Annotated in this window: 19 protein-coding genes; 9 read left to right on the top strand and 10 right to left on the bottom strand. The window is 72.4% G+C overall.

All coding sequences use genetic code 11. From position 1 onward, the window contains the following. The first annotated feature begins 75 nt into the window (after positions 1-75). Positions 76-1,023, top strand: a complete 948-nt coding sequence (locus ACOOHC_RS08810) for an L-threonylcarbamoyladenylate synthase (RefSeq protein WP_420453620.1) — start codon at positions 76-78, stop codon at positions 1,021-1,023. Between the two features lie 82 nt (positions 1,024-1,105). On the opposite strand, the gene ACOOHC_RS08805 is transcribed toward ACOOHC_RS08810, so the two are convergent. Further along, a complete protein-coding gene (locus tag ACOOHC_RS08805) occupies positions 1,106-1,678 on the bottom strand; it encodes a DnaJ domain-containing protein (RefSeq protein WP_420453619.1) in 573 nt (190 codons plus the stop codon). A gap of 213 nt (positions 1,679-1,891) precedes the next feature. Beyond that, positions 1,892-2,533, bottom strand: a complete 642-nt coding sequence (locus tag ACOOHC_RS08800) for a nitroreductase family protein (RefSeq protein WP_420453618.1) — start codon at positions 2,531-2,533, stop codon at positions 1,892-1,894. Positions 2,534-2,662: 129 nt separating this feature from the next. Here ACOOHC_RS08800 and ACOOHC_RS08795 point away from each other — a divergent pair, with 129 nt between their 5' ends. Beyond that, positions 2,663-4,123: an ABC transporter substrate-binding protein gene (locus tag ACOOHC_RS08795; protein ID WP_420453617.1), complete on the top strand. Its 1,461-nt coding sequence runs from the start codon at positions 2,663-2,665 to the stop codon at positions 4,121-4,123. Positions 4,124-4,256: 133 nt separating this feature from the next. Here ACOOHC_RS08795 and ACOOHC_RS08790 read toward each other — a convergent pair whose 3' ends face one another. The 4 genes from ACOOHC_RS08790 to ACOOHC_RS08775 all read right to left on the bottom strand — a co-directional run bounded on the left by ACOOHC_RS08790 (position 4,257) and on the right by ACOOHC_RS08775 (position 11,916). Beyond that, positions 4,257-5,975, bottom strand: coding sequence for a hypothetical protein (locus ACOOHC_RS08790; protein WP_420453616.1), 1,719 nt, complete (start codon positions 5,973-5,975; stop codon positions 4,257-4,259). 38 nt (positions 5,976-6,013) lie between these two features. Continuing rightward, positions 6,014-7,066, bottom strand: a complete 1,053-nt coding sequence (locus ACOOHC_RS08785) for a glycosyltransferase family 2 protein (protein ID WP_420453615.1) — start codon at positions 7,064-7,066, stop codon at positions 6,014-6,016. Between the two features lie 3 nt (positions 7,067-7,069). Next, positions 7,070-10,042 carry a glycosyltransferase gene (locus tag ACOOHC_RS08780; RefSeq protein ID WP_420453614.1) on the bottom strand — a complete coding sequence of 991 codons (2,973 nt, stop codon included), beginning with the start codon at positions 10,040-10,042 and terminating at the stop codon, positions 7,070-7,072. Positions 10,043-10,197: 155 nt separating this feature from the next. Beyond that, the gene (locus tag ACOOHC_RS08775; RefSeq protein WP_420453613.1) at positions 10,198-11,916 is read right to left on the bottom strand and encodes a hypothetical protein; all 1,719 of its coding nucleotides are present in this window, start codon (positions 11,914-11,916) and stop codon (positions 10,198-10,200) included. Positions 11,917-12,118: 202 nt separating this feature from the next. Here ACOOHC_RS08775 and ACOOHC_RS08770 point away from each other — a divergent pair, with 202 nt between their 5' ends. The 7 genes from ACOOHC_RS08770 to ACOOHC_RS08740 are packed head-to-tail and all read left to right on the top strand — an operon-like array spanning position 12,119 to position 19,823. Beyond that, entirely contained in the window at positions 12,119-13,036 is a 918-nt protein-coding gene (locus ACOOHC_RS08770; protein ID WP_420453612.1) for a glycosyltransferase, read from the top strand. Then, a complete protein-coding gene (locus ACOOHC_RS08765; protein ID WP_420453611.1) occupies positions 13,033-14,481 on the top strand; it encodes an oligosaccharide flippase family protein in 1,449 nt (482 codons plus the stop codon). The genes ACOOHC_RS08770 and ACOOHC_RS08765 overlap by 4 nt, the downstream gene beginning before the upstream one ends. 57 nt (positions 14,482-14,538) lie before the next feature. Further along, positions 14,539-15,756, top strand: coding sequence for a glycosyltransferase family 4 protein (locus tag ACOOHC_RS08760; protein ID WP_420453610.1), 1,218 nt, complete (start codon positions 14,539-14,541; stop codon positions 15,754-15,756). Continuing rightward, positions 15,753-17,093, top strand: a complete 1,341-nt coding sequence (locus ACOOHC_RS08755) for a glycosyltransferase (RefSeq protein WP_420453609.1) — start codon at positions 15,753-15,755, stop codon at positions 17,091-17,093. The genes ACOOHC_RS08760 and ACOOHC_RS08755 overlap by 4 nt, the downstream gene beginning before the upstream one ends. Next, a complete protein-coding gene (locus ACOOHC_RS08750; protein ID WP_420453608.1) occupies positions 17,090-18,178 on the top strand; it encodes a glycosyltransferase family 2 protein in 1,089 nt (362 codons plus the stop codon). The genes ACOOHC_RS08755 and ACOOHC_RS08750 overlap by 4 nt, the downstream gene beginning before the upstream one ends. Beyond that, positions 18,175-19,071: a sulfotransferase family protein gene (locus tag ACOOHC_RS08745; RefSeq protein WP_420453607.1), complete on the top strand. Its 897-nt coding sequence runs from the start codon at positions 18,175-18,177 to the stop codon at positions 19,069-19,071. The genes ACOOHC_RS08750 and ACOOHC_RS08745 overlap by 4 nt, the downstream gene beginning before the upstream one ends. Next, complete coding sequence (locus tag ACOOHC_RS08740) at positions 19,068-19,823, top strand: methyltransferase domain-containing protein (protein ID WP_420453606.1); 756 nt, start codon at positions 19,068-19,070, stop codon at positions 19,821-19,823. The genes ACOOHC_RS08745 and ACOOHC_RS08740 overlap by 4 nt, the downstream gene beginning before the upstream one ends. 31 nt (positions 19,824-19,854) lie before the next feature. On the opposite strand, the gene ACOOHC_RS08735 is transcribed toward ACOOHC_RS08740, so the two are convergent. From ACOOHC_RS08735 to ACOOHC_RS08720, 4 genes are read right to left on the bottom strand one after another with little or no spacing between them, the layout of a single operon-like run. Next, a complete protein-coding gene (locus tag ACOOHC_RS08735) occupies positions 19,855-20,691 on the bottom strand; it encodes an ABC transporter ATP-binding protein (protein WP_420453605.1) in 837 nt (278 codons plus the stop codon). Positions 20,692-20,729: 38 nt separating this feature from the next. Next, complete coding sequence (locus ACOOHC_RS08730; RefSeq protein WP_420453604.1) at positions 20,730-21,734, bottom strand: ABC transporter ATP-binding protein; 1,005 nt, start codon at positions 21,732-21,734, stop codon at positions 20,730-20,732. Further along, positions 21,724-22,758, bottom strand: a complete 1,035-nt coding sequence (locus ACOOHC_RS08725) for a branched-chain amino acid ABC transporter permease (RefSeq protein WP_420453603.1) — start codon at positions 22,756-22,758, stop codon at positions 21,724-21,726. Before ACOOHC_RS08725 ends, ACOOHC_RS08730 begins: the two co-directional genes overlap by 11 nt. 8 nt (positions 22,759-22,766) lie before the next feature. Continuing rightward, the gene (locus ACOOHC_RS08720; RefSeq protein WP_420453602.1) at positions 22,767-24,179 is read right to left on the bottom strand and encodes an ABC transporter permease subunit; all 1,413 of its coding nucleotides are present in this window, start codon (positions 24,177-24,179) and stop codon (positions 22,767-22,769) included. Positions 24,180-24,183 lie beyond the last annotated feature (4 nt).

Genomic DNA, 24,183 nt, shown 5'->3' with positions numbered 1-24,183 from the left:
GCTCGCCCGGTCGGGCGCAGCGGGCGACGGCCGTCCGGCGCGAGCGGGACCCGGCGGCACCGCGGCCACGCGGCGATGGGTGAGGCGGCTCTCGGTCGGGTGCGGCGCCTCGACGTCGAGGGAGCCGCGGAGGCGATCCGCGGCGGCGGGCTCGTCGCGATCCCCACCGAGACGGTCTACGGGCTCGCAGCCGCAGCGACCGACGTGGAGGCGGTCGGGAGGATCTTCGACGTCAAGGGCCGTCCCCGGGGCCACCCGCTGATCGTCCACCTGGCCGATCCCGAGGACCTCACGACCTGGGCTCCGCAGGCCTCGCCGTCGGCGCGCGCCCTCGCGGCGGCCGCCTGGCCCGGGCCGCTGACCCTGGTGGTGCCCCGTGGCGCGCTGCTGCCGGCCGACGTGGCCGGCGGCCTGGCCACCGTCGGGATCCGGGTCCCCGCCCACGGGCTCGCACGGCGTGTCGTCGAACTCGCCGGGACGCCGCTGGCGGCGCCGTCGGCCAACCGCTTCGGGTCGGTCAGCCCGACCACGGTCGACCACGTGATCGACGACCTCGGCCACCTGCTCGACCCGGAGCGCGACGGGGTGTTGGACGGGGGTCCGTGCCCGGTCGGGGTGGAGAGCACGATCGTCGACACCACGGCCGACCCGGTGCAGATCCTGCGCTCCGGCGCCGTGACGGAGGCCGACGTCGCGACGATCCTCGGCGTCGGCACGGCACCGGTGACCGGGCCGGCCCGGGCGAGCGGGATGCTGGCGTCGCACTACGCCCCGCGCTGCCAGATCCGGCTCGTGGACGCGCGCGACGACGCCGACGCGCTGGCGGCGGGTACCCCCGGAGCGCGGGTGCTCGATCTCTCCGACGACGTCGCCCGCTACGCCCGCGACCTCTACTCCGAGCTGCGCGGTGCCGACCGCGACGGCGTCCGGGTGCTGATCACCGTCCTCCCGTCGGCGGAGGGGCTCGGGCACGCGGTGCGCGACCGGCTGACGAGGGCCGCTGCTCCGCGTCCGGCGGGCTGACCTCGTCCGACGACCGAGTCCGCGAGCGGACCTCCCCCGAGGTCTGCGCGCAGCGAGGTCGTGACGCGAGCTGCGACCCCGGTCAGAGCTCGGACCAGTCGAGCCCGTTCAGCGCCGCGATCCACGCGTCGCGCACGGCGACCATCGGCGGCAGCGGTCGTCGCTCGGCGGCGGCGATCGACACACCGACCGTCGACGCTCCGGCGTCGGGGAGCACGTCGAGGCGGCACCAGCACGCGGTCGGGTCCGACAGCAGCGCGTGGAGCACGTAGGGCGGGTCGTCGTCGACCAGCTCGCCCAGCTCGGCGGCGGCGATGACGAGCGCCTCGAAGGTCTGCGCCGGCAGGGCCTCGACCGCGAACGAGGGGACGTCGCTCGTGACGCCGACCCAGTCGCCGCCGTCCACTCCCGTCGAGCGTGACGTGGTCGGTGCGGGCGGTGGCCGTCGAGCTCCGCCGGCGCCCTCCCCGGGGGCGGGATCGGTCGCGCGGATCCGCAGCGCCTCGCCGGCCGCCACGTTCACGCGTCGCATGACGTCGGCGTCTCCGCCGGTGTCGGGGTGGTGTCGGCGGGCGAGCTCGCGCCGTGCGGCGCGCACCTCCTCGGCGGACGCGTCGGCGTCGATCCCCAGCACCTCGAAGGGGTCGCCGTTCACGGCCGTCCCCGCCGGCGCGCCCGTCGGGCGCTCACGTGCCCACGCCCGGCGCCGCCGTCGCGTCGCGTGGGGCGGCGCACCGCCTCGTCGGCGTCGCCCGCGGCCGACCGGAGACCGACGAGACCGGCCAGCACCCGCCCCAGCGCGACCGAGCATGCGCCACCGCCGACGAGGACCAGGCTTGACCGTCGAAGCGGGGCGGCGCGACCCCGCTCATCGATCGTCCGGTTCGCGCGCCCACGGCGCGGGCGCACCCCACCCGTCGTCGAAGGTCACGTCCGCCACCGGCTTGCGCTTCAGCGGCCCGTGGCGCCCTTCGGGGACGCCGATCGTGATGCACGCCGACAACGCCACGTCCTCGGGCACGTCGAGCAGTTCGCGCAGCTCGTCCTCGACACCGAGGTGCCACATGGTGAGCGCGCCGCCGTAGCCGAGGGCGCGGGCGGCGAGCAGCAGGTTCTGGCAGGCCGGGTACACCGATGCCCCCTCGACGGGGTTCGGCTCGCGGTAGCGGTCGAGGCAGACGAGCACCACGACGGGGATGCTCTCGAAGCGGTCGACGTAGCGCTGCATCGAGTCGGCGAACCGGCTCGGCCGGTAGCCGTCGCCCTCGCGCTTGGCGGCCCACCCGGCGCGGAAGGCCTCGCCGAGCAGGGCCTTGGCGTCGCGGGCGTTGGGCCCGTCGCGCAGCACCAGGAAGCGGAACGGCTGGCGGTTGGATCCCGAGGGCGCCCGGCCGGCGTGCCACAAGATCGACGCGAGGTCGTCGTCGGTGACGGGTTCGTCGGTGTAGCGGCGGATCGCACGCGTGGTCGCGAGACCGTCGAGGAGGGACAACGACGGACGAGGCTCCATCCTCGTTCACCGTACCGGTCTCGGCCCAGCGGCGAGGTGCTTTGCCCCGTGCCGCGCGCGACCTACACTCTGCGCACCTGACATCTGCGGGCAATCCCGCTCGCACATCACCAGGGGGAGAAACCAACCATGCGACAGACACGCGTCAAGCGCGTCGGAGCCGTCCTCGTGGGCCTCACGCTCACCGCTGCAGCGTGCGGCAGTGACGACGAGGCCACCACCGACGATCCGGCGACCGCCGACACCGAGGCGATGACCGCCGACACCGCGATGACCGAGGACACCGCGATGACCGAGGACACCGCGATGACCGCCGACACCGCGATGACCGAGGACACAGCGATGACCGACGGCACCGCGATGACCGACGGCACCGCGATGACCGAGGACACGACCGCGGGGACCGGCACCTCGACCGGCGGCGACACCACCGGGCAGCTCGTGCTCGGCGGCATCCTCCCCGAGACCGGGAACCTCGCGTTCCTCGGCCCGCCCGAGATCGCGGGCGTGAACCTCGCGGTCGAGGAGATCAACGCCGCCGGCGGCGTGCTCGGCCAGGACCTCCTGTACCTGCCCGGCGACTCCGGCGACAACGGCGAGGTCGCCAACGCGACCGTGGACCGCCTCCTCGCGGAGGACGTCGACGGCTTCATCGGCGCCGCCAGCTCGAGCGTCTCGCTGACCGTCATCGACAAGATCACCCAGGCCGGCAAGATCCACTTCTCGCCCGCCAACACCTCGCCGACGTTCACCGACTACGACGACAACGACCTGTACTTCCGCACCGCGCCGTCCGACACGGTGCAGGGCGCGGCGCTGGGAGATCTGCTGATCTCCGACGGCAACGCCTCGGCGACCTTCCTCGTGCTGAACGACGCCTACGGCACCGGCCTGCTCGAGTTCACCGGCGGCCCGTTCGAGTCCCAGGGTGGTGTCATCGACGAGGAGATCATCTACGACCCGAACGCGGACAACTTCGACGACGTCGTGGCGCAGGCCGTCGAGGCGAACTCCGACGCGATCGTGATCATCGGCTTCGACGAGACGTCGAGCATCCTCACCGGTCTCATCGAGAACGGCGCCGGACCGGCCGACGTGAACATCTACGGCACCGACGGCAACATGGGCAACGCCCTGGCCGGCGCCTTCGACGACCCGTCGGTCCTCGCCGGGATGCGCGGGACGCTCCCGGGCGTCGACGTCGAGGGTGAGCTCGCCGACTTCCAGGACCGCCTCCTGGAGATCGACCCGGCCCTGGAGGACTACTCCTACGCCGCCGAGTCGTACGACGCCGTCGTGATCACCGCCCTCGCCGCGATCGCCGCCCAGAGCGACGACGGCACCGAGGTCGGAGCCCAGATCAACGACGTCACCCGTGGCGGCGAGACGTGCACCTCGTTCGAGGACTGCGCCGCCCTGCTCGAGTCCGACCCGTCGGCCGACATCGACTACGACGGGGTCTCGGGACCGCTCGAGTTCTGCGATCCCGGCGAGCCGAGCCAGGCCTCGATCCTGATCCTCGAGTTCGACGAAGAGGGCGTCCTCGGCGTGGAGGGCTCGGTCGAGGGCAGCGCTCCCTGCGACGCCTGATCGCAGCGCCTCCGGCGCACGCGATCACGTGAACGGACGAACGGCCCGGGGCGATCCGCCCCGGGCCGTTCCGCGCCCAGGGGTCGGACGGTGTCTCGGGCTGCTCCTGGTGCGGGTCCGTTCGTCGAGCGGATCAGCGATGGAGATCGGAGACGTCGTGCACCTCGCGCGAGCCGTCGTCGGACCGTGCGACCAGCTCGGAGCCCGCCGGGAGGTCGGCGACGCGCGGAGCGCGGACGACCACCAGGTCGACCCGGTGATCACGGAGCTGCTGCGCGACGGTCTGGTCGGAGTCGGTCCTCGGCTGGCCCAGGTAGACGCACCCCGCTTCCAGGCACCGCGATCCGACCTCGGTCAGCATGAGCGGCATCGACGCGACCCGAGCCCCGTCGAGCGCGACATCGGTGAGCAGCTCGTCGACCGCCTCGACGCTCTCGGTCGCCTCCGCCAGGCGGCCGAGGGCGACGGCCGGGCGCACGGCGCCGGCGACCACCACGAGCGCGACGGCGACGAGCGCGATCGGGCGTGAGTGAGCGCGCAGCGCCTCGAGGCCGACGGCGGCGACGGCGACCGCGACGAGGAGCGCGTAGAAGAGGTAGCGCGGCAGGACCGTGAGCGCGAGGAGTCCTCCGACGTAGATCGCCGCAGCGGCCGCCAACCCGAGGACCGCTTCCCTCCCGACGATCGCCCCGGGACCGTCGGCTGCCACCGCCTCGGGGGCGAGGGGCGCCACGGCCTCGTCGCCCTCGTCCGCCTCGACCCCCGACGGGCGGCGCCGCCTGCCGCGCCGGACCGACGACCAGGCCGCCCAGGCGACGACGACGGGGGCCGCGACGGCCGGTCCGGCGACGAGCGCGGCGCTCCGCACCGTCGCGTCCGCGTTGTCGATGATCCGGTCGAACCTCGTCGGCGATCCCCGCAGGCGCCGGGCCTGCGCGTCGGGGTCGGACAGCTCGTCGCCGGGGTCGATCCCCTCGACGCCGTCCAGCGAGTCGAGCATCCCGGGAGGGTCCTCCCACCCCCAGAACGCCGTCGGTTCGGCCGGCTCGATCAGACCCGCCCATCCGTAGGGGTCACCCAGCGATCCGTGGGCGGTGATCCGTCGGCTGTACTCCGATGCCGTGCTGAAGGTCGGTCGCCCGGCGTCGACGGACACGGCGATCGACCACGCCAGCGCGATCGCGGCGATCACCGAGCCGATCGTGGCGAAGCGCGCCAGGACGCGGCGTCCATCGCCGCCGGCTCGGAGGGTCGCCACCCAGGACGCGGCGGCCATCGTGAACGTGAACGCCAGGACGAACGGCAGCGCGTACGCCTTCGCGAGGAACGCCGCACCACCGAGCACCCCGGTCACCACCGGGTGCGCACGGGGGTCGAGGATCCCCGCCGTGAACGCGAGGAGCAGGGCGGCCATCCCGAGATCCGGGGTGATGTTGTCCAGCGCCGCGAACATCACGAACGGCACGCTGCCGAGCGCGACCGCCGTGGCGATCGGGTGCCGCACCCCCACGGTGCGCAGCAGGTGCAGCAGGGCGACGACGGACGCACCGGCCGTGAGCACCATCAGCGCACGCGCGCCCGCCACCAGGGGCCCACCCACCGCCGCCACCGGGGCGAGGACGAACGACAGCAGGGGTGACCAGTAGCCGTTGACGGCCGCCGACCACTCGCCGTCGGACCAGTGGCGGGCGATCGCCAGGTACGACGCCGCGTCGGGGTTGAGGTGGCGCTCCCCGATCGCGAGCTGGACGAGCGCGGATCCGACGACCGCGGTCGCGGCGAGCGCCGCAGCGGTGCGCCGCCACTGCGCTGAACCCACCGCCGCGTCGGCGGACGCGTCCAGGTCGACCACCCGCGGCCCCGTGCGGTCCGATCGCGGCGCGCCCACCGTCAGCCCGCCGCCGTCCCGCTCCGCCCGGCGAACCACGGCCAGGTCGCGACCGCCCACGCGAACGCCACCCCGGCCGAGGCGTGGTGGATCCACATCAGCGGGACGGACCGGACCGCGAACGCCGTCGAGTGCCGTCGCCGCAGGAAGGCGAGGAACTCGCGGTCACGCCACACGAGCACGGCCCCGGTCACGGCGGCCACCGGAGCCGCGACGCGACGCGCCGCCGGGACGAGCGAGCCCGCAGCCGCGACGGCGAGCACCCCGGTCAACGCCACCGTGACCCTCGCCGCGACCGTCGTGTTCAGGTCGTCGGACATCGACCGCTGGCCGAGCATCAGGCGCGTCCACGGGACGCCGCGCTTCGTGACGTCGGTGCGCACCATGTTCGCGAGCGTCCAGCGCTTCAGGTGGGTGACCTGGATCGAGGGGACCACCTCGATCCGGTAGCCGGCCCGGACGAGGCGCTCGCCGAGCTCGATGTCCTCGATCGTGGCGTCGCGGTACGCCTCGTCGAAGCCCCCGACGGCGTCGAACGCCTCGCGACGCACGGCACCGCACGCGCCCCAGAAGGTGTGGGCGGGACCGCCGGCCCGCTGGTGGGTCCAGTGGTGGAGCAGGTTGCGGAAGCGCGACACCGTGGTCCCGGCCGCGGGTCGGTCGTCGTAGGAGCCGACGACGGCGTCCGGTCGCAGGTCGTCCGCGTCGGTCCGATCCAGCGCGTCACGCACCGCCGCGACGATGTCGGGGCGCACGACCACGTCGGAGTCGACGAAGAGCACCACCTCGGAGGTCGTCGACCGCACCCCGACGTTGCGGGCCGCCGCGGGACCGGCCCGTGCGACGGCGACGGTGGTCGCGACACCGTCGACCTGCTCGACCACGCCCTCGTCACCGCCGTCGACGACGACCACGAACTCGTCGGGAGCGGGGTCGAGACGACCGATCGCGGCGACGCTGGCCGCCAGGTCGGGTCCGGGGCGGTGCGCGGGCATCACCACCGCGATCGACCGCGGCGCGCGCCCGCCGACGATCCCCGTGCGGGACGACCCCACGGCTCAGTCGCCTTCGTGGTAGTCGTCGTCGATGTTCACCGACCAGATCGCCTCGGGGTCGCGCTCGCCGGCCGCGATCTGGTCGATCGACATCATCGAGGCGAGCATGGAGTGGTCCTGGTTGTTGTAGCGGTGCTGGCCGTTGCGTCCCGCGCACCACAGGTTGCCGATCGCGCCGAGCTCGGGCTGCAGCTCGTCGAGGCGGTCGTAGGTCCCGACGTAGGACGGGTACGCCCGCCGCACCTTGATCGCGCACCCCTGGAGCACCCCTCCCGGCTCGATCACACCGATCGCCGCCAGCTCCTGACCCGCGAGGCGCACCAGGCGGTCCTCGGACCACGACCACATCGGGTCGGTGTCGTTGCAGAAGTACTCGAGCCCGACCCAGGTGCGCGACGGATCGGCGACCATCCACGGGCTCCAGTTGTTGAAGATCTGGAGGCGACCCACGAGGACGTCGGGCTCCTGGATGTAGAGCCAGTTGTCGCGCAGCGGAGCGCCGTCGGGCTCGGTCAGTCGCAGGTTGTCGACGAGCACGCCCACGGTGATGAAGTCACGGAACGACAGCCCGCCGGCGATCTGGTGGGCGGTCTCCGACATCGCGCCGCCGAGCGCCTCGACGAGCACGTTCAACGGCAACGTCGACACGACGTGGTCGGCGGGGATCGTCACCTCCTCCCCGGAGACGCGGTCGATCGCGGTCACCGCCGAGATGCGTGGCGCGCCGGCGGAGGGTCCGGCCTCGGGCGCGGCGTCGAACTCGAAGCCGACGACGGGCATCTCGGTGAGCACCTCGCCGCCGTTGTCGAGCACCTTCGATGCCGCGGTCTGCCACATCTGGCCGGGCCCGTACTTCGGGTAGAGGAACCGCTCCACGAGCGAGGTCGCGACGTCGCGCTGAGCGGCGTCGCGCGAGGTCGGCTTCACGGCGTGCCACAGCGCGCCCGCGAGCGACAACCCCTTGACGCGCTGCGCGCCCCAGTCGGGGGAGATCTCGCGGCAGGGCAGGCCCCAGACCTTCTCGGTGTAGCTCTCGAAGAAGGTCCGGTACAGCTCGCGCCCGAAGCGGTTGACGTAGAAGTCCTCCAGGTTGTCGACCGGCGAGACCGGGAGCAGCTGCGCCTTGAGGTAGCTCAACCCGGCGCGGATCGTCCGCTTCGCGCCGAGGCGCTTGACGAGGTCGAACGAGAGGTCGATCGGGTAGTCGAACAGGCTGCGGTTCCACAGGATCTGCGAGCTGCGGTGACGCACCAGCATCACCTGGTCGTCGACCTCCGGATCCGGGCCCTCCACGGGATCGTCGGGGCGCCAGACCGCGCCGTGGGCGAGCGGGAGCACGTCGAGCCACCAGTCGGTCACGCGCTCGCTCTTGGAGAAGAACCGGTGGCCGCCGATGTCGATCAGGTTGCCGTCGTGCTCGACGGTCCGCGACAGGCCGCCCATGTCGTTCGAGGCCTCGAGCACGACGGGTCGCAGCCCGGTGCGCCGGGTCGCGTCGAGCGCGGCGGTCAGCCCGGCCGGGCCGGCGCCGATGACGACGATCTGGCCGGACGAGGTGCCTGCCCGGGCGTCCGAGCCGGTGCGGTCGGCGACGGCGGAGATCCGGCGCGCGCGGTCCTCGGCGGCCGAGTCGAGGCGCTCGTCGCGCCGGCGCTCGTGCACCGGCTCGGCCTCACCGCTGCGTCCGGGGGTGTGGCGCGCGGTGATCGTGTCCGCGTAGATCTCGCGCAGCCGCTCGGCTCCGGCATCCCACGTGTGGTGGGCCGCGGTCCACTCCTGGGCGGCCGTCGCGAGGCGATGGCGCTCCTCCGGTCGGCCGATCAGGTCCGAGATGGTCCGGACGAGGAGCCGGTCGTCACCGGGGGGCAGGACGACGCCACGACCGTCGGCGAGCATCTCGGTGATGTCGCCGAGGCCGGAGGCGACGATCGGGCGGCCGTACGCCATCGCGTCCACCACCTTGAGCGGAGCATCGTGGCGCGTGGAGGTCACGTCGAGGCGCGGGAAGACGACGAGGTCGATCGCCCCGTACCAGGTGCCCACGACGGCCGGATCGACGGTGCCCGGGCTGATCAGGTCGATGCCGCGTCGGCGGGCGGCCGAGCGCAGCGACTCCCGCTCGGGTCCGTCGCCCACGAGGACGAGGCGCACGTCGGCACCCGTGGCGCGCAGCTCGGCGAAGGCGTCGATCAACCGATCGAAGCCCTCGTAGGGGTGCATCTTGCTGACCGCTCCGATCACGACGGTGTCGGGACCGATCCCGAGCGAGGCGCGCAGCCCGGCGACGGCCGCCGGATCGGGCGCCTCCACGGTGTCCACGGCGTTGTGGACGATGATCGGCGAGATGCCGGTGTGGCGCTCCACCAGCTCGGCCACCGACGGGCTGGCGGCGACGACCGCGTCGGCGTGCTCGAGGTGGCGTTCGAAGCGACGCCGCAGCGGCCGCTCGAGCGCGCCGAGGCGGCCCCCGAAGTTGACCGCGCTCACCGCGCCGGCGAGGTCGAAGCGGACCTCGGCGACCACCGGGACGCCGTGGCGGTGCCCGGCGCGGACCGCGGCGTCGCCGATCGACGAGGACCAGTGCACGTGGACCACGTCGGGTCGGATGCGCAGCAGCTCCTTGCTGAGCCACGACTCGAACGCCGCTCCGTCGAAGTGGAACCGACGCCCTCGCCGCACCGTGCGCTCGAGGGGCGACACCGGCGCGAACCGGACCGGGATGCCGGCGAGCGGACCGGTGCGCGCCGCCGAGCGCCGCTCGCGGACGTGGTTGCGGTAGATGTCCTGGCGCGACGTCACCGCGACGAACGGCTCGAGGTCGTCGCGGCGGTTCTGCGCGGCCACGAGCCGGGCGCCGCGCCGGGTGTACCCCGACACGACCGGCGGCCAGCTCTCGACCACGTGCAGGACGCGCATCACGTTCGGATCGGGTCGATCGACCGCCTGCTCGGTCGTGGTGACGTGGTTGTCTGGCATCTCGCTCCTGAACCCGGCTGCCGTGCCGACCGCCTCACGTCGGTCCGTCCCTCAGACCGATCACGGTCGACGTCGCCTCGACGTCGACCGCGACGCACGACGGTACCGCCGCCGCCCGGAGTCGAGAACCCCACCCACCTCGCTTTCCGGTCGTGTCACCGCTGCTGACGGCCGACGTCGTACACGCTCAGGTCGGCCCCGGAACGCACGACGTGCAGGATCGGGGTTCCGACGGGTGCGCTCGCTTCTCCGAACGCGACGTACAGGTCGATGCCGTCGGCGGCCAATTCGCGCTCGAGCTCCTCGGCCGACCGCGCCAGCGACGCCCCCCAGTACTCGCACCCCCTGGCCTGGCACAGCCCCGGCATCGAAGACAGCGCGCTGCGAGAGGTCGCCACGCGCACCCCCGAGGTCAACACGGGCGCCACCGCCGTGGCCAGCCGCTCCTGCTCGGACGCCTTGTCCACCACGCGCGAGATCCCGATCGCCGGCCCGACGACCGAGCCGGCGGCGAGGAATGCCGCGAACCACCGGATCGGGACGACGCCCCACCGTCGCGGGATCCGGCGCACACCCCACGCAGCGCACGGGACCGTCAGCAGCAGCGGGGCCCACAGGTAGCGCGTCTCGATGACCAGGACGCTGAGACCACCGATGTACACCACCACGGCGAGAACGATGTCGACGAACGGGTCGGGGGCGGCGTGCCGAGCCGGGCGGGCGGGGCGTCGGCTCAGGAGCCACCACGCCATCGCCGCGGTCCCGAACAGACCGATCGCACCCATCAGGCCACCCGCAGTGACCGCGACCCGTAGCGAACCGAGCACGCGGTGGAAGCGGTGCTCGACGCGCTCGACGAGGCCCGACGCCTGGCCGGTGCTCTCTCGGACCCGCGCGCCGACGTCCTCGGCGACCCCGGCCTCCTCGGGACTGCGCGGCAGCAGCGACGGATCCTCCCAGGCGGAGACCGCGAACTCGTTGGTCGGAGGGAGCAGACCCGCCCAGACGAACGCATTGCCCGAGGAGCCGTCCGCTGTGACCTCCACGTGGTACTCGCCCACCGTCGTCACGGTGGCGCGCCCGTACTCGATCGACAGCGCCGTGGCCCACGGAACGACGAAGAGGGCCGTGGTCAGGGACGCGACCGCGGCGACGACCCACCGCTGCCCGAGATCCGAACGCCGCACGAGGCGCACGAGGACGGTGAGCGCCAGGTGGGCGATGACGAACGGGAGCGCGTAGGACTTCGCGAGGAACGCCGCCCCCGCCCAGCACCCGGCGATCGCACCCCTCCGGAAGGGCGTCGACGACCGTTGGTCGATCATCGTCGAGAGGTATCCCAACAGCAGCGTCGCCATGAGCAGGTCGGGGGTCAGCAGGCTGAGGGCCGCGTACGCGACCATGGGGGTCGCCCCGAGCACCAGCAGGTCGTCGACCACCGTGTCGGCGTTGAGGACCGACATCAGCCGCTTGATCTGCGCGATCGTCGCGACTCCGGTCGCGATCATCAGGAGCTGTCCGGAGAGCAGCATCGGAGCATCGAGGAGAGCCGCCGGAACGAGGAGAACCGACAGCAGCGGCGACCAGAAGCCGTTCACGGCGAGATCGAACCGACCGGCCGCCCAGTGCTGCGCGATCGAGATGTACGACACCCCGTCCGCGGTCGCGAACCCGTCCGACGACGCCGGCAAGACCGCGAAGCAGATGGCGATGTACACCCCGTAGGGAGCGTGGCGGACGAGCGCAGCCGGCACCGGACGCAGCGCCTCCCCCGTCGGTGCGTCCGGTCGATGCGGGCCCGGGTCACCCCAGTCGTCGCCGCGGTCCTCGCGCACGGGGAGGCCGGCGCTCGACGGGTTTCGCTCGCGAGGCATGCTCTCCCTTTCGCTCCGAAGCCCGTGGCGGCCGCGATCCCACCGTCGGGCGCGTCGCCGGCTCGACGCCGAACCGTGGCTGCCGACGCGCGGGCCGGCGCCCGAGTTCCGGCGGTGTCGTCGAAGCACTCCCTATCATGGCCTCCGTGCGCGCGTCCACGATCGATCCCGGTTCGCGACGCGAGGTGTGGTGGCGTCCACGGTGAGCTCGACACCCGATCACCGATCGGTGTCGGTGGTCGTGCCCACCCACGACCGGCCGGTCCGACTGGCCCGGTGCCTGCGCGCACTGGCCGACAGCTCGACCGACCACCTCGACCTGGAGGTCGTCGTCGTGGACGACGGGAGCGCGATCGCCCCGCGCGCCGAGGTGGCGGCCGTGGCCGACCGGGTCGACGTCCGGTTGCACTCGCAGCCCAACGCCGGCCCGGCCGCCGCCCGCAACGTCGGAGCTCGCCTCGCCCGCCACGACCTGCTGGCGTTCACCGACGACGATTGCGCCCCCGACCCGTCGTGGGTCGACCGGCTCACGGCGCCCCTCCTCGACGACCCGCGGGCGCTCGTCGGCGGCACCACCGTCGACGCGATCGGCGGGGTGGCACCGGCCGCGAGCCAGTACCTCGTCGACGGGTTGTACCGCTGGCAGGAGAGCCGGCCCGACGGAGCGTTCTGGACGTCGAACAACCTCGGGTGCGCGCGCGGGGACTTCCTCGAGGTGGGCGGCTTCGACGAGACGTTCCCCCTCCCCGCCGGCGAGGACCGCGAACTCGGCGTGCGGTGGGTCCGGAACGGTCGAACCCTGCTGCGCGCCCCCGACGCCCGGGTCGCGCACCACCACGCGATGGGCCTCGCCGGCTTCTGGCGCCAGCACCGCAACTACGGCAAGGGGGCCTCGCGCTACCGCGAGGTGCTCGACGAGGCCGGCGACGGCGTCGAGGCGATGCCGCCGGCGTTCTACGCGACCCTGCTCTCGGAGCCGTTCCGGCACGAACCGCCGTGGCGCGCCGTCCCGATGAGCGCGCTGATCGGGATCTCGCAGGTCGCGACGGTGTCCGGGTTCGTCGCCGAGCGGCGCTCCCTCGCCCGTCGTCGACGCTCGGACGACTCGGCGACGCGGTGACCGACACCGCCACGGTCCCCGTGGCGATGGCCCAGATGCTCTCGGCGCGCGTCGGGGCCACGCTCGTGTCGCTCGGAGGGATGGCTGTCCTCGCCCGCCTGCTGGCGCCGTCCGACTTCGGCGTGTTCGCCGTCGGCCTCGCGACCTTCGCGACGGCGAAGGCGATCTCGGAGTTCGGGCTCGTGCACGACCTCGTGCGGCGCGACGAGCTCACGTCCGACGACCTGCGATCTGCCGCCGGCCTCGCCCTGGCCCTCGCCGTCGGTCTGGGGTCGCTGGCCGTCGCGGTCCTCGTGGTGACCGGACGGGTGGGCGACGGGGAGACCGCCGGGGTGGTCGGCTTCCTCGCCGCCGCCCTCGTCGCCGAGGCGGTGGCGATGCCCTACGAGGCGCGGCGCCGGCGGTCGATCGAGTTCCGCCTGCTGTCCGTGCTGGCGGTCGCGCAGGCGGGCGTCGAGGTGGCCGTCGGCGTCGCCCTCGCGCTCGCCGGTCTCGGCCCGGCAGCGCTCGCCGCCGGCGTGCTCGGCTCCCGCGCGGTCGCCGCCGTGCTGCTGGTGGCGGCGTGCCCGGCCGGCGAGCGACCGTGGCCGACGCGGTCGGGGTGGGGCCGGTTCGCCCGCTTCGGGGGCGGTTTCGTGACCGCACGGCTGGTGTCGCGACTGGGGGAGCTGGCGATCGTCGGCCTGATCAGCGCCGGGCTCGGCGTGCGCCCGCTCGGGCTCTACAACCGTTCGGGGGCGATCCACTCCATCCCGGACCGGACCGTGTTCGAGGCGATCAACCCGGTCATCCTGCCCGCACTCACCCGGGCGCTGCGCGAGCGGGAGACGCCCGCCAAGGTGTACGTCGACAAGGTCGACTACCTCGCCGCGGTGTGCTGGCCCGCGTTCGGGGTGATCATCGTGCTCGCCGAGCCGATGGTCGCCGTCGTCCTCGGGCCCCAGTGGGGTGACGCGGTCACCCCGGTCCGGATCCTGGCCGTCGGGGGGATGGTGATGCCGTTCACGAAGATGAGCATGAAGCTGTTCATCGCGGTCGACCGCATCGACGTCCACCTGCGCGTCCAGGTCGCCTACGTGGTCGCGACCGTCGTCGGCGCGGCGGTCGGCAGCGCGTTCTCCCTCGAGGCGGTCTGCGTGGGCATCGTGGCGGCGCAGACGGTCCAGACGATCGGCGTGTGGTCGGGGGTGGCGGCCGCCGGAGGCGAACCGGTGCGGGTCCCGTGGTGGACGATCGCCCGCGGCGCGCTCCTCGCGGCGGCGGCGGCGGCCGGGCCGTGGGCGCTGTGGACGTGGTTCTCCCGGATCGGCTACCTCGAGGTGGTCGCCGGATCGGTGGTGCTGTCCGCGGTCGGGTGGTCGGCGATGCTCGTCGCCACGCGGCACCGCCTGCTCGGCGACCTGCGTGCGCTGCGCGACGGGCGGCGAGCCGCGCCCGTCGGTTGACGCCGTTCGGCTGACGCCCCGCCCGCGACCGTCGCGACGAGCCGATAGGCAGGGGTGGTGCGCGTGCTCCTCGTGAACGACTACGGCACCGCCTCGGGTGGTGCCGAGATCCAGATGCTGCGGATCCGCGAGCTCCTGCGCGAGCGCGGTCACCAGGTGCGGCTGCTCACCAGCGACGCCCGCCTCGTCGAGGGGTTCGACGTCGCCGCGGACGTGGCCGCGCGAGGTCGCACCGACCTCGGCCAGGTGCTCACCCAGACGATCAACCCGTCCGCGTGGCACCACCTCGGGGCCGAGCTCGACCGCCACCCACCCGACGTGGTGCACGTGCGGATGTTCCTGTGGCAGCTCTCGCCGCTCGTCCTGCGACGCCTCGCCGACGTCCCGGTGCTGTACCAGGCGGCGGTGTACAAGGCGGTCTGCCCGACCGGGTTGAAGATGCTCCCGGACGGGACTCCCTGCACCGCTCGGCCGGGCGCCGTCTGCCGACGCGAGGGCTGCGTCGCCCCGGCGACCTGGGTGTCGACGATGGCCCAGCTGCGCCTGCTGCGGAGGTGGCGCGACCGCATCGACCACACCGCCGTGCTCAGCGAGCGGATGCGGCGGATCTTCGACGCCGAGGGGTGGACGGGTGCCTCCGTGCTGGGCAACGGCGTGGACCTCGGGGTGGTCACGCGTCCCCTGCCCGAGGCCCCCCTCGTCGGGTACGCCGGTCGGCTGGCGCCGGAGAAGGGGGTCGAGACGCTGATCGACGCGTTCGCCGACGTCCTGCGCGACATCCCCGACGCGCGCCTGCTGATCGCCGGGAGCGGGCCGTCGGAGGGCGAGCTGCGCGACCGAGCGCGTCCCGTCGGCGATCGGATCCGCTTCCTCGGCCACCTCGGGAGGGCCGAGATGGAGGGGGCGTTCGCCCCGGTGTGGGTGCAGGCGGTGCCGTCGATCTGGCACGAGCCGTTCGGCAACGTGACCACCGAGGCGATGGCCCGCGGCACCGCCGTGGTCGCGTCCGACGTCGGTGGGCAGAGCGACCTCGTGCACGACTCGGTGACGGGCCACCTCGTCGAGCCGGGCGACCGCGGCGCCCTCGCCGACGCCCTCGCCTCGATCCTGTCCGATCGCTCGGTCGCCGAGCGCCTCGGCGACGCAGGGCGCGAGGTGGCGGAGTCGCAGCACGCGTGGGGCCCCGTCGTCGACCGCCTCGAGGCGTTGTACGCCACGACGATCGAGCGGCACCGCCGACCGGGTGCGACCACGACCGCCGGCGATCTGCGATGACGTCCGAGCGACCCGGCGTGCGCTCCCACAACGGGGCCGGCGACGAGCCGCCCTCGTCCACGGACCGATCCGCCTCGTTGCGGATCGGGCTGATGGTGGACGACTTCCCGGTGATCTCCGAGACGTTCGTGATCAACATGGCCGCCGGCCTCGTCGCGTCGGGCCACGAGGTGGAGATCCTGGCCATGTCGGGCCGCCGACCGGCGCCGGCGTCCATGCACCACGCGGTGGCGCGGTGGCGTCTGGACGAGCGTGTCGTGCGACCGACGGGCGCCCGGCTGCTGATCGGCCGGGTCGCGCCGGACGCCGCCGGGGAGGTCCCCGAGCGGTGGGGACCCCTGCGGCGGGCGGCGGCGTTCACCGCGCAGGCCGGCGCCCTCGCCCGCACCCGGCGCTTCGACGTCGTGCACTGCCAGTTCGCGCACCTCGGGCTCGCCGCGGCCCGCCATCGCACGATGCGGACCCTGCGCGCCGATCGCCTCGTCGTGCACGTTCGGGGCCAGGACGTGACGAGCTACGTGCGGGCCCACGGCGAGGACGTCTACCGCGACCTGTTCGCACGGGTCGATCTCGTCGTGGCCAACAGCCGCCACTTCCGCGACCGGGCGATCGAGCTCGGCGCACCGGCCGGGCGCGTCGAGGTGATCGGCTCCGCCGTCGACTGCGCGGTGTTCGATCCGGTCGCGGTCGGCCGAGCCGATGCGGGCGGGGCCGGAGCCCGCACCGAGGTCGTCTCCCTCGTCGCCGTCGGACGTCTCGTCGCGAAGAAGGGGATCGCGACGGCGGTGCGCGCGGTCGCTCTCGCCGCCGACGACGGGGTCGACGTCCGGCTCGACGTCGTCGGCGACGGCCCGCTGCGCGGCGAGCTCCGATCGCTCGTCGACCGGCTGGGGATCGCCGAGCGCGTATCGCTCCACGGCGCGCTCCCCCACCACGCGATCGTCGAGCTGCTCGCGACCTGCGATCTGCTCGTCGCACCCAGCGCCACCCCGCCCTCGGGTGATCAGGACGCACCGGTGAACTCGCTGAAGGAGGCGATGGCCATGGAGCTGCCCGTCATCGGGACGCGCCACGGCGGCATCCCGGAGCTCGTCGAACCCGGTGTGACGGGGTACCTGGTCGACGAGGAGGACCCGGTCGCGCTCGCCGCGACGATCGGGGTGGCCGCCGCCGAACGGGACCGCTGGCCGGAGATGGGGGCAGCCGGACGTCGGCGCATCCTCGAGGAGTATGATCTCCCAGTCGTGACCGACCGGCTCGTCGACGCCTACCGGTCGCTGCTCGAGACGGCAGCGGCGTCGAGACCGCCCGGAACCCCGACGACGCCACCACGATGACCTCCGACGACACCGCACCCCGCAGCGACGCCTCCGGCCCCGCGCCGTCGTCGTCGTCCTCCACCGGCGCTCGCGCGACCGTGATCGTCACCCAGCGCGAGCGGTTCGGGATGACCGCGGAGTCGCTGTCGAGCCTGCTCGAGAACACCGACGAGCCCTTCGAGCTCGTGTACGTCGATGCGAACTCGCCCCGTCGCCACGCGCAGCACCTCGTGCGCGAGTCCCGACGGCGGGGGTTCACCCTCATCCGCCACGAGCGGTACCTGACCCCCAACCAGGCGCGCAACATCGGCCTCGCCGCCGCCACGACCCCCTACGTCGTCTTCGTCGACAACGACGTCCTGTACACGCCGGGGTGGTTGACCGCCGCGGTCGACTGCGCCGAGGAGACGGGCGCCGCGATCGTCGCGCCGCTGATCTGCCAGGCCCTCCCCGCCCACGAGACCGTCCACCACGCCGGCGGCGACTACACCGCGCCGGGCGGGGTCGATGCGTTCTTCGACCCCCCGCCCCCGGGCGGGCGCCCGTTCGTCGAGGTGATGCACGGACACGGCGAACCCCTCGCGGACCTCGACGCCACGTTGCGCCGGGGAGAGACCGGTTTCTGCGAGTTCCACGTCGTGCTCGCACGCCGCGACCTGTTCGAGGTCATCGGCCCCCTCGACGAGGCGATGCTGTCGACCAAGGAGCACATCGACTTCTCGCTGTCCACGCGCGCGGCGGGCGGGCGGGTGTGGTTCGAGCCGAGCTCGGTGGTCACCTACGTGTTCCCCAACCGTGACCGGCCCCTCGAGGTGAGCGACTGGCCGTTCTTCGCGCTGCGCTGGTCCGACGCCCACGGTCGTCGCTCGCTCGAGCACTTCGTGTCGAAGTGGGAGTTGGACCCGCCGGAGGGCTACGTCGAGGAGAAGAAGCGGATCTACGGCTACCGGCGGGTGCAGGCGATCCTGGTCCCGATCGTCAGCCGGGTGCCGCTGCTCTCGCGCAGCAGGAAGTACACCACGAAGGCGGCGTTCGTCCTCGGTCACGTCGAGAAGCCGCTGAACCGGCTGCTCGTCGCCTACCACGACGCCCGCGCCGCATGAGCGCGTCGCCGAGCGGCGACACCCCGGGCCCGCGGGGGCCCGGGCGCTGCCCGGACGCGATCGTGATCGGGGCGACCAAGGCCGGGACCACCAGCCTGTTCCACTACCTGTCGGACCACCCGCAGGTGTTCATGGACCCGCAGAAGGAGCTGCGCTTCTTCAGCGACCCGGACCGCCACGAGCTCGGCGACGACTGGTACCGACGCCGCTTCGCCGACGCCGGCGACCGCGTCGCGATGGAGTCGTCGAACGCGTACACCCGCGACCCGGTGTACCCCCACGTGCCCGAGCGGATGGCGGCGACCTGCCCCGACGTCCGGCTCGTCTACCTCGTGCGCGACCCGATGGCCCGTCTCGAGTCGCACTACCGCCACCGCCTCGCGATGGGTCGCGAGTGGAGGACGCCGAGCGATGCGGTGACCAGCGACCCGGGGTACGTGGCGGCGAGCCTCTACGGCCACCAGCTCGCACGGCACCTCGAGCACGTCCCGATCGAGCGGATCCACGTCGCCCGCTCGGAGCGGCTGTTCGACGACTCCGACCCGGCCCGCGCCGAGCTGTGCGCGTTCCTCGGCATCGATCACGACCCCGCCCGCCCGTGGCCGCGGGAGAACACCACGCGCGGGCGTCGGGTCGCGCCGCGCCTGCTGCGACGGGCCTACGGCCTGCGCCGCTCCGAGCGGATCGCCCGGTGGGGCCGCCGCGCGGCGGGCGTCACCGCCGCCCGTTCCGCCGGGGACGGGAGCTTCGAGCTCGACGCCGACGTGGGCGCGCGGCTCGAGGAGCGCTTCCGCGACGACGCGCGCCTGCTCGCCGAGCTCGCCGGCGATAGGGTCGCCGTGCCCGAGGCGACCACTCGCCGATCTCGATCGGACGACCCGGAGGACGCGTGAGCGCACCAGAGACGAACGAGACGACCGCATCCCAGGGGACCGCCAGCACCGTGGGCGACCGCATCGACGCCGGCAACGCCCGGTGGAGCTTCGGCGGCGAGGTCGCCGGCAGCTTCGAGACCCACATCGAGCGATCCGTCCCCGGCTACCGGCGGGGTCACGAGATCGTCGCCCAGCTCTCCGACTTCTTCGTCTCCGACGGCTCGCTCGTCTACGAGATCGGGTGCTCGACCGGTGCGCTCACCCGGCGCCTCGCCGAGTGGAACGAGGCGAAGCAGGCGCGCTTCGTCGGCATCGAGGTCGAGGCCGAGATGGTCGCGGCGGCCCGACGGCTCGCCGAGGGGATGCCGTCGGTCGAGATCCTCCACGACGACGCCCTCACCGCCGAGCTGCAGCCCGCCGACATGATCGTGTCGTACTACACCATGCAGTTCGTCCGCCCGGCCCGCCGCCAGCAGCTGTACGACAGGATCCACGAGACCCTCGAGTGGGGCGGGGCGTTCGTGATGTTCGAGAAGGTGCGCGCTCCCGACGCCCGCTTCCAGGACATGATGTCGACGCTGTACACGGACCACAAGCTCTCCGAGGGCTTCGAGGCGTCCGAGATCGTCGCGAAGACCCGCAGCCTCAAGGGGGTGCTCGAGCCGTTCTCCACCCAGGGCAACCTCGACATGCTCGAGCGCGCCGGGTTCGTCGATCACATGACCGTGTTCAAGCACCTCTGCTTCGAGGGCTTCCTCGCCATCAAGTGACCCGGGTCGGCGCGGACCGCGTCCGCGCTCGTCAGACCTGGTGGTCCTTGACGAGGGTGCCGAGGTAGAGCTCGATCACCTTCGGGTCCCGGAGCAGCTCCGCGCCGGTGCCGGTGTACGCGTTGGATCCCTGGTCGAGCACGTAGCCCCGGTGGCAGATCTGCAGGCACCGGCTCGCGTTCTGCTCGACCATCACGATCGACACACCCGCCTTGTTGATCTTGTGGCAGCGGATGAACACCTCGTCCTGCAGGTTCGGCGACAGGCCGGCCGAGGGCTCGTCGAGCAGCAGCACGGTCGGGTTCATCATCAGCGCTCGTCCCATCGCGAGCATCTGGCGCTCGCCGCCGGAGAGCGAGCCGGCACGCTGGTCGGCGCGCTCGACGAGGCGCGGGAACATGTCCCCGACGACCTGGTAGCGCTCCTTGAACGACTTCGGGTCGAGGAACACGCCCATCTCGAGGTTCTCGACGACGGTGAGAGCGGGGAACACGTTGTTGTTCTGCGGCACGTAGCCGATCCCGCGGTCGACGAGCTCGTGCGCCTTCGCGTTGGTGATGTCCTCCCCTCGCAGGCGGACCTGGCCGTCGCGGACGTTCACCAGGCCGAACATGGCCTTGACGAGCGTCGACTTCCCGGCGCCGTTCGGACCGATGATCCCGACGAGCTCCCCCTGGGCCAGGGTCAGGCTGCAGTCGCTCAAGATGTCGACTCCGGGGACGTAGCCGGCGGTCAGGGAGTCGGCGACGAGGACGGGCTCGTCGGCGTCGGAGGCGTCCGTGGTGGACGCCCCGGGCCCGGGCGTCGCGGCCCCCGGGCCGGGGTCGGGCGAGGAGGTCGCCGGGGTGGTCGCTGCGTCGTCGCTCATGTCGCCTCGGTGTCGTGGTCGGTGCGCATCGTCGTCGCTCAGATGTCCGCGTCGAGATCGAGGGCGGTGTCGTGGCTGGAGCCGAGGTAGGCGTCGACCACGGCCTGGTTCTGACCGATCGACGCCGGCGGCCCCTCGGCGATGATCTTGCCCTCGGCCATCACGATCACCCAGTCGCTGATCTCCTGCACCATGTCCATGTCGTGCTCGACGAACAGCACGGTCATGCCCTGGTCGCGCAACCCGGTCACGTGGCCGAGCAACGACTGCGTGAGGGCCGGGTTGACACCCGCCATCGGCTCGTCGAGCATGACCATCTCCGGTTCCACCATCAGCGCGCGCGCCATCTCGAGCAGCTTGCGCTGGCCGCCCGAGAGGGTGCCGGCGAACTGGTCGCGCATGTGGTCCATCTTGAAGTGGACCAGCAGCTCGTCGGCGCGGTGCTCGATCTCGCGCTCCTGCTTGCGCCAGAGGAACGGGAAGACGGATGCGAACAGCGACTCGCCGCGCTGGCCGGTGGCGCCGAGCTTCATGTTCTCGATCACGGTCATCTTCGACAGCGCCTTGGTCAGCTGGAAGGTGCGGACCATGCCGTACCCGGCGATCTTGTGCGCCGCCACCTTGTCGATGGCGCGCCCGTTGAACGTGCGCGAGCCGCCGTCGGGGGTGTCGAAGTTCGTGAGCAGGTTGAAGAAGGTGGTCTTGCCGGCACCGTTCGGACCGATCAGCGCGGTGATCACGCCCCGTTGGATCTCGACGTGCTCGACGTCGACGGCGGTCAGGCCGCCGAAGCGCCGGACGACCCCGTCGGCCACGAGGATCGGGTCGGGCTTCGCAGCACCCGGCTCCCACGCGACGTCGGCGAGGGCGGCGCGCGAGGCGTCGGGGTCGACGCCGTCCACGGCGACGACCTCGGCGAAGACCTCGTCGGCCTCCTCCTGGGAGATCTCGGGTCGCTCCCCCGACGAATCGGTGTCGGGGACGGTCGGCGGCTCGTCGCGGTACTCCGAGTTCACCCCGTCGCGCTGGTGGTCATCGGTCATCGAGCGCCATCTCCTCCTTGTTGCCGAAGATGCCCTGCGGTCGGAAGGCCGCGAGCAGGATCAGCCCGAGCCCCACGAGCATGAAGCGCACCTGGCCCACCTGGGTCCCCGACATGATCCCCTCGGGGATGTGGTCGTTGGAGACCAGCTGGCGCAGGATCGTGTCGGACGAGTCCAGCACGGCGTACAGCAGCGCGGCGCCGATGACCGGACCGAGCACCTTGCCCGCCCCGCCGAGGATCAGCGCGACGTAGACGAAGAAGGTCACGTCGGTGATGAAGTTGTCGGGCTGGGCGACCGAGAAGCCGATCGCACGGATCATGCCGCCGGTCGCTCCGAAGATGCCACCGAGGATCAGCGCCTGCATCTTGTACCAGTAGGCGTTCTTGCCGAGGCTGGTCGCCGCGTCCTCGTCCTCGCGGATCGCCTTGAGCACCCGTCCCCACGGGCTGCGGATCAGCAGCCAGCAGATGACCACCGCGATCGCGAGGATCGTCCAGCCGACGAGGACGAGGAAGAACTGGTTCCCGGTGAAGAGGTTGAAGAAGTACCGGCCGCCGGTGTCGAACGGGCTGAGGTTGTAGAAGGTGCCCGAGAAGCCGGTGAGGCCGTCGGACGAACCCGTCCACTCGTCGAGCTCCGGGGTGCGCGACACGAGTCGGAAGATCTCCGCCACGGCGATCGTGACGATCGCGAGGTAGTCGGCACGGAGGCGCAGCGTCGGGATGCCCATCACGAGCGCGACGAGGAACGGGAAGACGATGATCGCGAAGAACAACCCGATCCAGAACAGAGCGTCGCTCGACAGATCCCACCCGAAGGCGTCGTTCGCCTTCGGACCGACGGTCGCGACGATCATCGCCAGGCCGTAGGCGCCGGCCGCCATGAAGACGGCCTGACCGAAGTTGAGCAGGCCCGTGTACCCGAAGTGGAGGTTCAGCCCGATCGCCGCGAGGGCGAAGACGATGAACCTCTCCCCGATCAGCCCACGGAACAGGCTCTCGATGACGGCTCCCCAGTCCATGTGACCCCCTACCCGATCCGTTCCGCCCGGCCGAGCAGGCCCTGGGGCCGGATCAGCAGGATGAGGATGAGCGCGATGAGCGCTCCGACGTTCTTGATGTCGCCCGGGAACACGAGCGTGGACATCTGGATGAAGATCCCGGCGATGAGGCTGCCGAAGAGCGCTCCGTACGCGGTGCCGAGGCCGCCCAGCGTGACCCCGGCGAACATCAGCAGCAGGAGGCGGAAGCCCATCTCCCAGTTGATGTTCTCGGTCAGGCCGAACAGCACGCCCCCGAGGCCGGCGAGCGCTGATCCCACGATCCACACGAGCCGGATCACGCGCTCGACGTCGATGCCCGACGACTCGGCCAGGTCGCGGTTGTCGGCCACGGCGCGCATCGCCTTGCCGGCGCGGGTCTTCTGGAGGGCGAGACCGACCGCGATCAGCACGAGCAGGGTGATGACGACGATGAACAGGTCCTTGCGCAGGATGGTGAAGTAGGTGAAGTCGATCTGGTCGCCGATGCGGAAGTCGCGGTAGAAGCCGTTGCGGCCGCCGTACTGGTACAGCACGACGTAGCGCAGCAGGATCGAGAACCCGATCGACACGACGAGCGCGGAGATGAGGCTGGCCCCGCTCGATCGCATCGGCCTCCACACGCCGGCGTTGAACAGGAACCCGAGGAACCCGCAGATCACGATGGCCGCGATGGCGCCGAACACGAGGGAGTTCGTCCCCGGGATCCCCAGGATCCGCCCGTCGAAGGTGACGTGGACGACGAACGCCACCATCGCGCCGATCGTCACCATCTCGCCGTGGGCGAAGTTCACCAGCCCCGTCGTGCCGAAGATCAGCGACAGCCCGATGGCGCAGATCGCGATGATCATCCCCAGCTTGATGCCGTCGACGAGCAGCTGCACGACGCGGATCGTGCTGGAGGAGGAGTCCTGGCGCTCCCCGAGCGGGAACAGGACGTTCTTGTCGGTGTTCGTCTGGACGGCGATGTCGTTCAGCGGGTTGTTGTCGGGGTTGCGCAGCGAGTTGCCCTCGGGGAGCGACTCCTCGACGATCTGGACGGAGTAGGTCCCGGGCCCCGGGAGGTCGACGCGCCACGCGCCCTCCACGTCGGACTGCCCCGTCCCGACCTCGTCGCCGGACTCGCTGTCGGTGACGATGAAGGTGACCCCCTCGAGGAAGACGTCCTCGCCGTCCTCGTCGCGCGTGCGCAACGTCCCGCCGATCGTCTCCGACGAGCTCGGCTCGGCGTCGGTGCCCTCCGCCGTCGGGTCGCCGGTCACCGAGGTGTCGGTGGGCTCGTCGCTCTCCTGGGCGGAGGCGACGACCCCCGTCGAGAGCGAGCCCAGCACCGCCACCACGACGCCGACGAGCAGCTGGACCAGGGCTCGACGCCCCTGCGATCTCGACGTCGTGTTCGGCACGGGG

The organism is Ilumatobacter sp., assembly GCF_965215205.1.
In the GTDB taxonomy this organism is placed as follows: domain Bacteria; phylum Actinomycetota; class Acidimicrobiia; order Acidimicrobiales; family Ilumatobacteraceae; genus Ilumatobacter_A.
This window is presented reverse-complemented; position numbering and strand designations above follow the sequence as displayed.

Coding starts and splice junctions, on each gene's coding strand:
- ACOOHC_RS08755 (WP_420453609.1), top strand. CDS start 15,753: ATGACGTCCGAGCGACCCGGCGTGCGCTCCCACAACGGGGCCGGCGAC.
- ACOOHC_RS08730 (WP_420453604.1), bottom strand. CDS start 21,734: ATGACCGATGACCACCAGCGCGACGGGGTGAACTCGGAGTACCGCGAC.
- ACOOHC_RS08735 (WP_420453605.1), bottom strand. CDS start 20,691: ATGAGCGACGACGCAGCGACCACCCCGGCGACCTCCTCGCCCGACCCC.
- ACOOHC_RS08775 (WP_420453613.1), bottom strand. CDS start 11,916: ATGCCTCGCGAGCGAAACCCGTCGAGCGCCGGCCTCCCCGTGCGCGAG.
- ACOOHC_RS08745 (WP_420453607.1), top strand. CDS start 18,175: ATGAGCGCGTCGCCGAGCGGCGACACCCCGGGCCCGCGGGGGCCCGGG.
- ACOOHC_RS08795 (WP_420453617.1), top strand. CDS start 2,663: ATGCGACAGACACGCGTCAAGCGCGTCGGAGCCGTCCTCGTGGGCCTC.
- ACOOHC_RS08800 (WP_420453618.1), bottom strand. CDS start 2,533: ATGGAGCCTCGTCCGTCGTTGTCCCTCCTCGACGGTCTCGCGACCACG.
- ACOOHC_RS08725 (WP_420453603.1), bottom strand. CDS start 22,758: ATGGACTGGGGAGCCGTCATCGAGAGCCTGTTCCGTGGGCTGATCGGG.
- ACOOHC_RS08750 (WP_420453608.1), top strand. CDS start 17,090: ATGACCTCCGACGACACCGCACCCCGCAGCGACGCCTCCGGCCCCGCG.
- ACOOHC_RS08810 (WP_420453620.1), top strand. CDS start 76: ATGGGTGAGGCGGCTCTCGGTCGGGTGCGGCGCCTCGACGTCGAGGGA.
- ACOOHC_RS08780 (WP_420453614.1), bottom strand. CDS start 10,042: ATGCCAGACAACCACGTCACCACGACCGAGCAGGCGGTCGATCGACCC.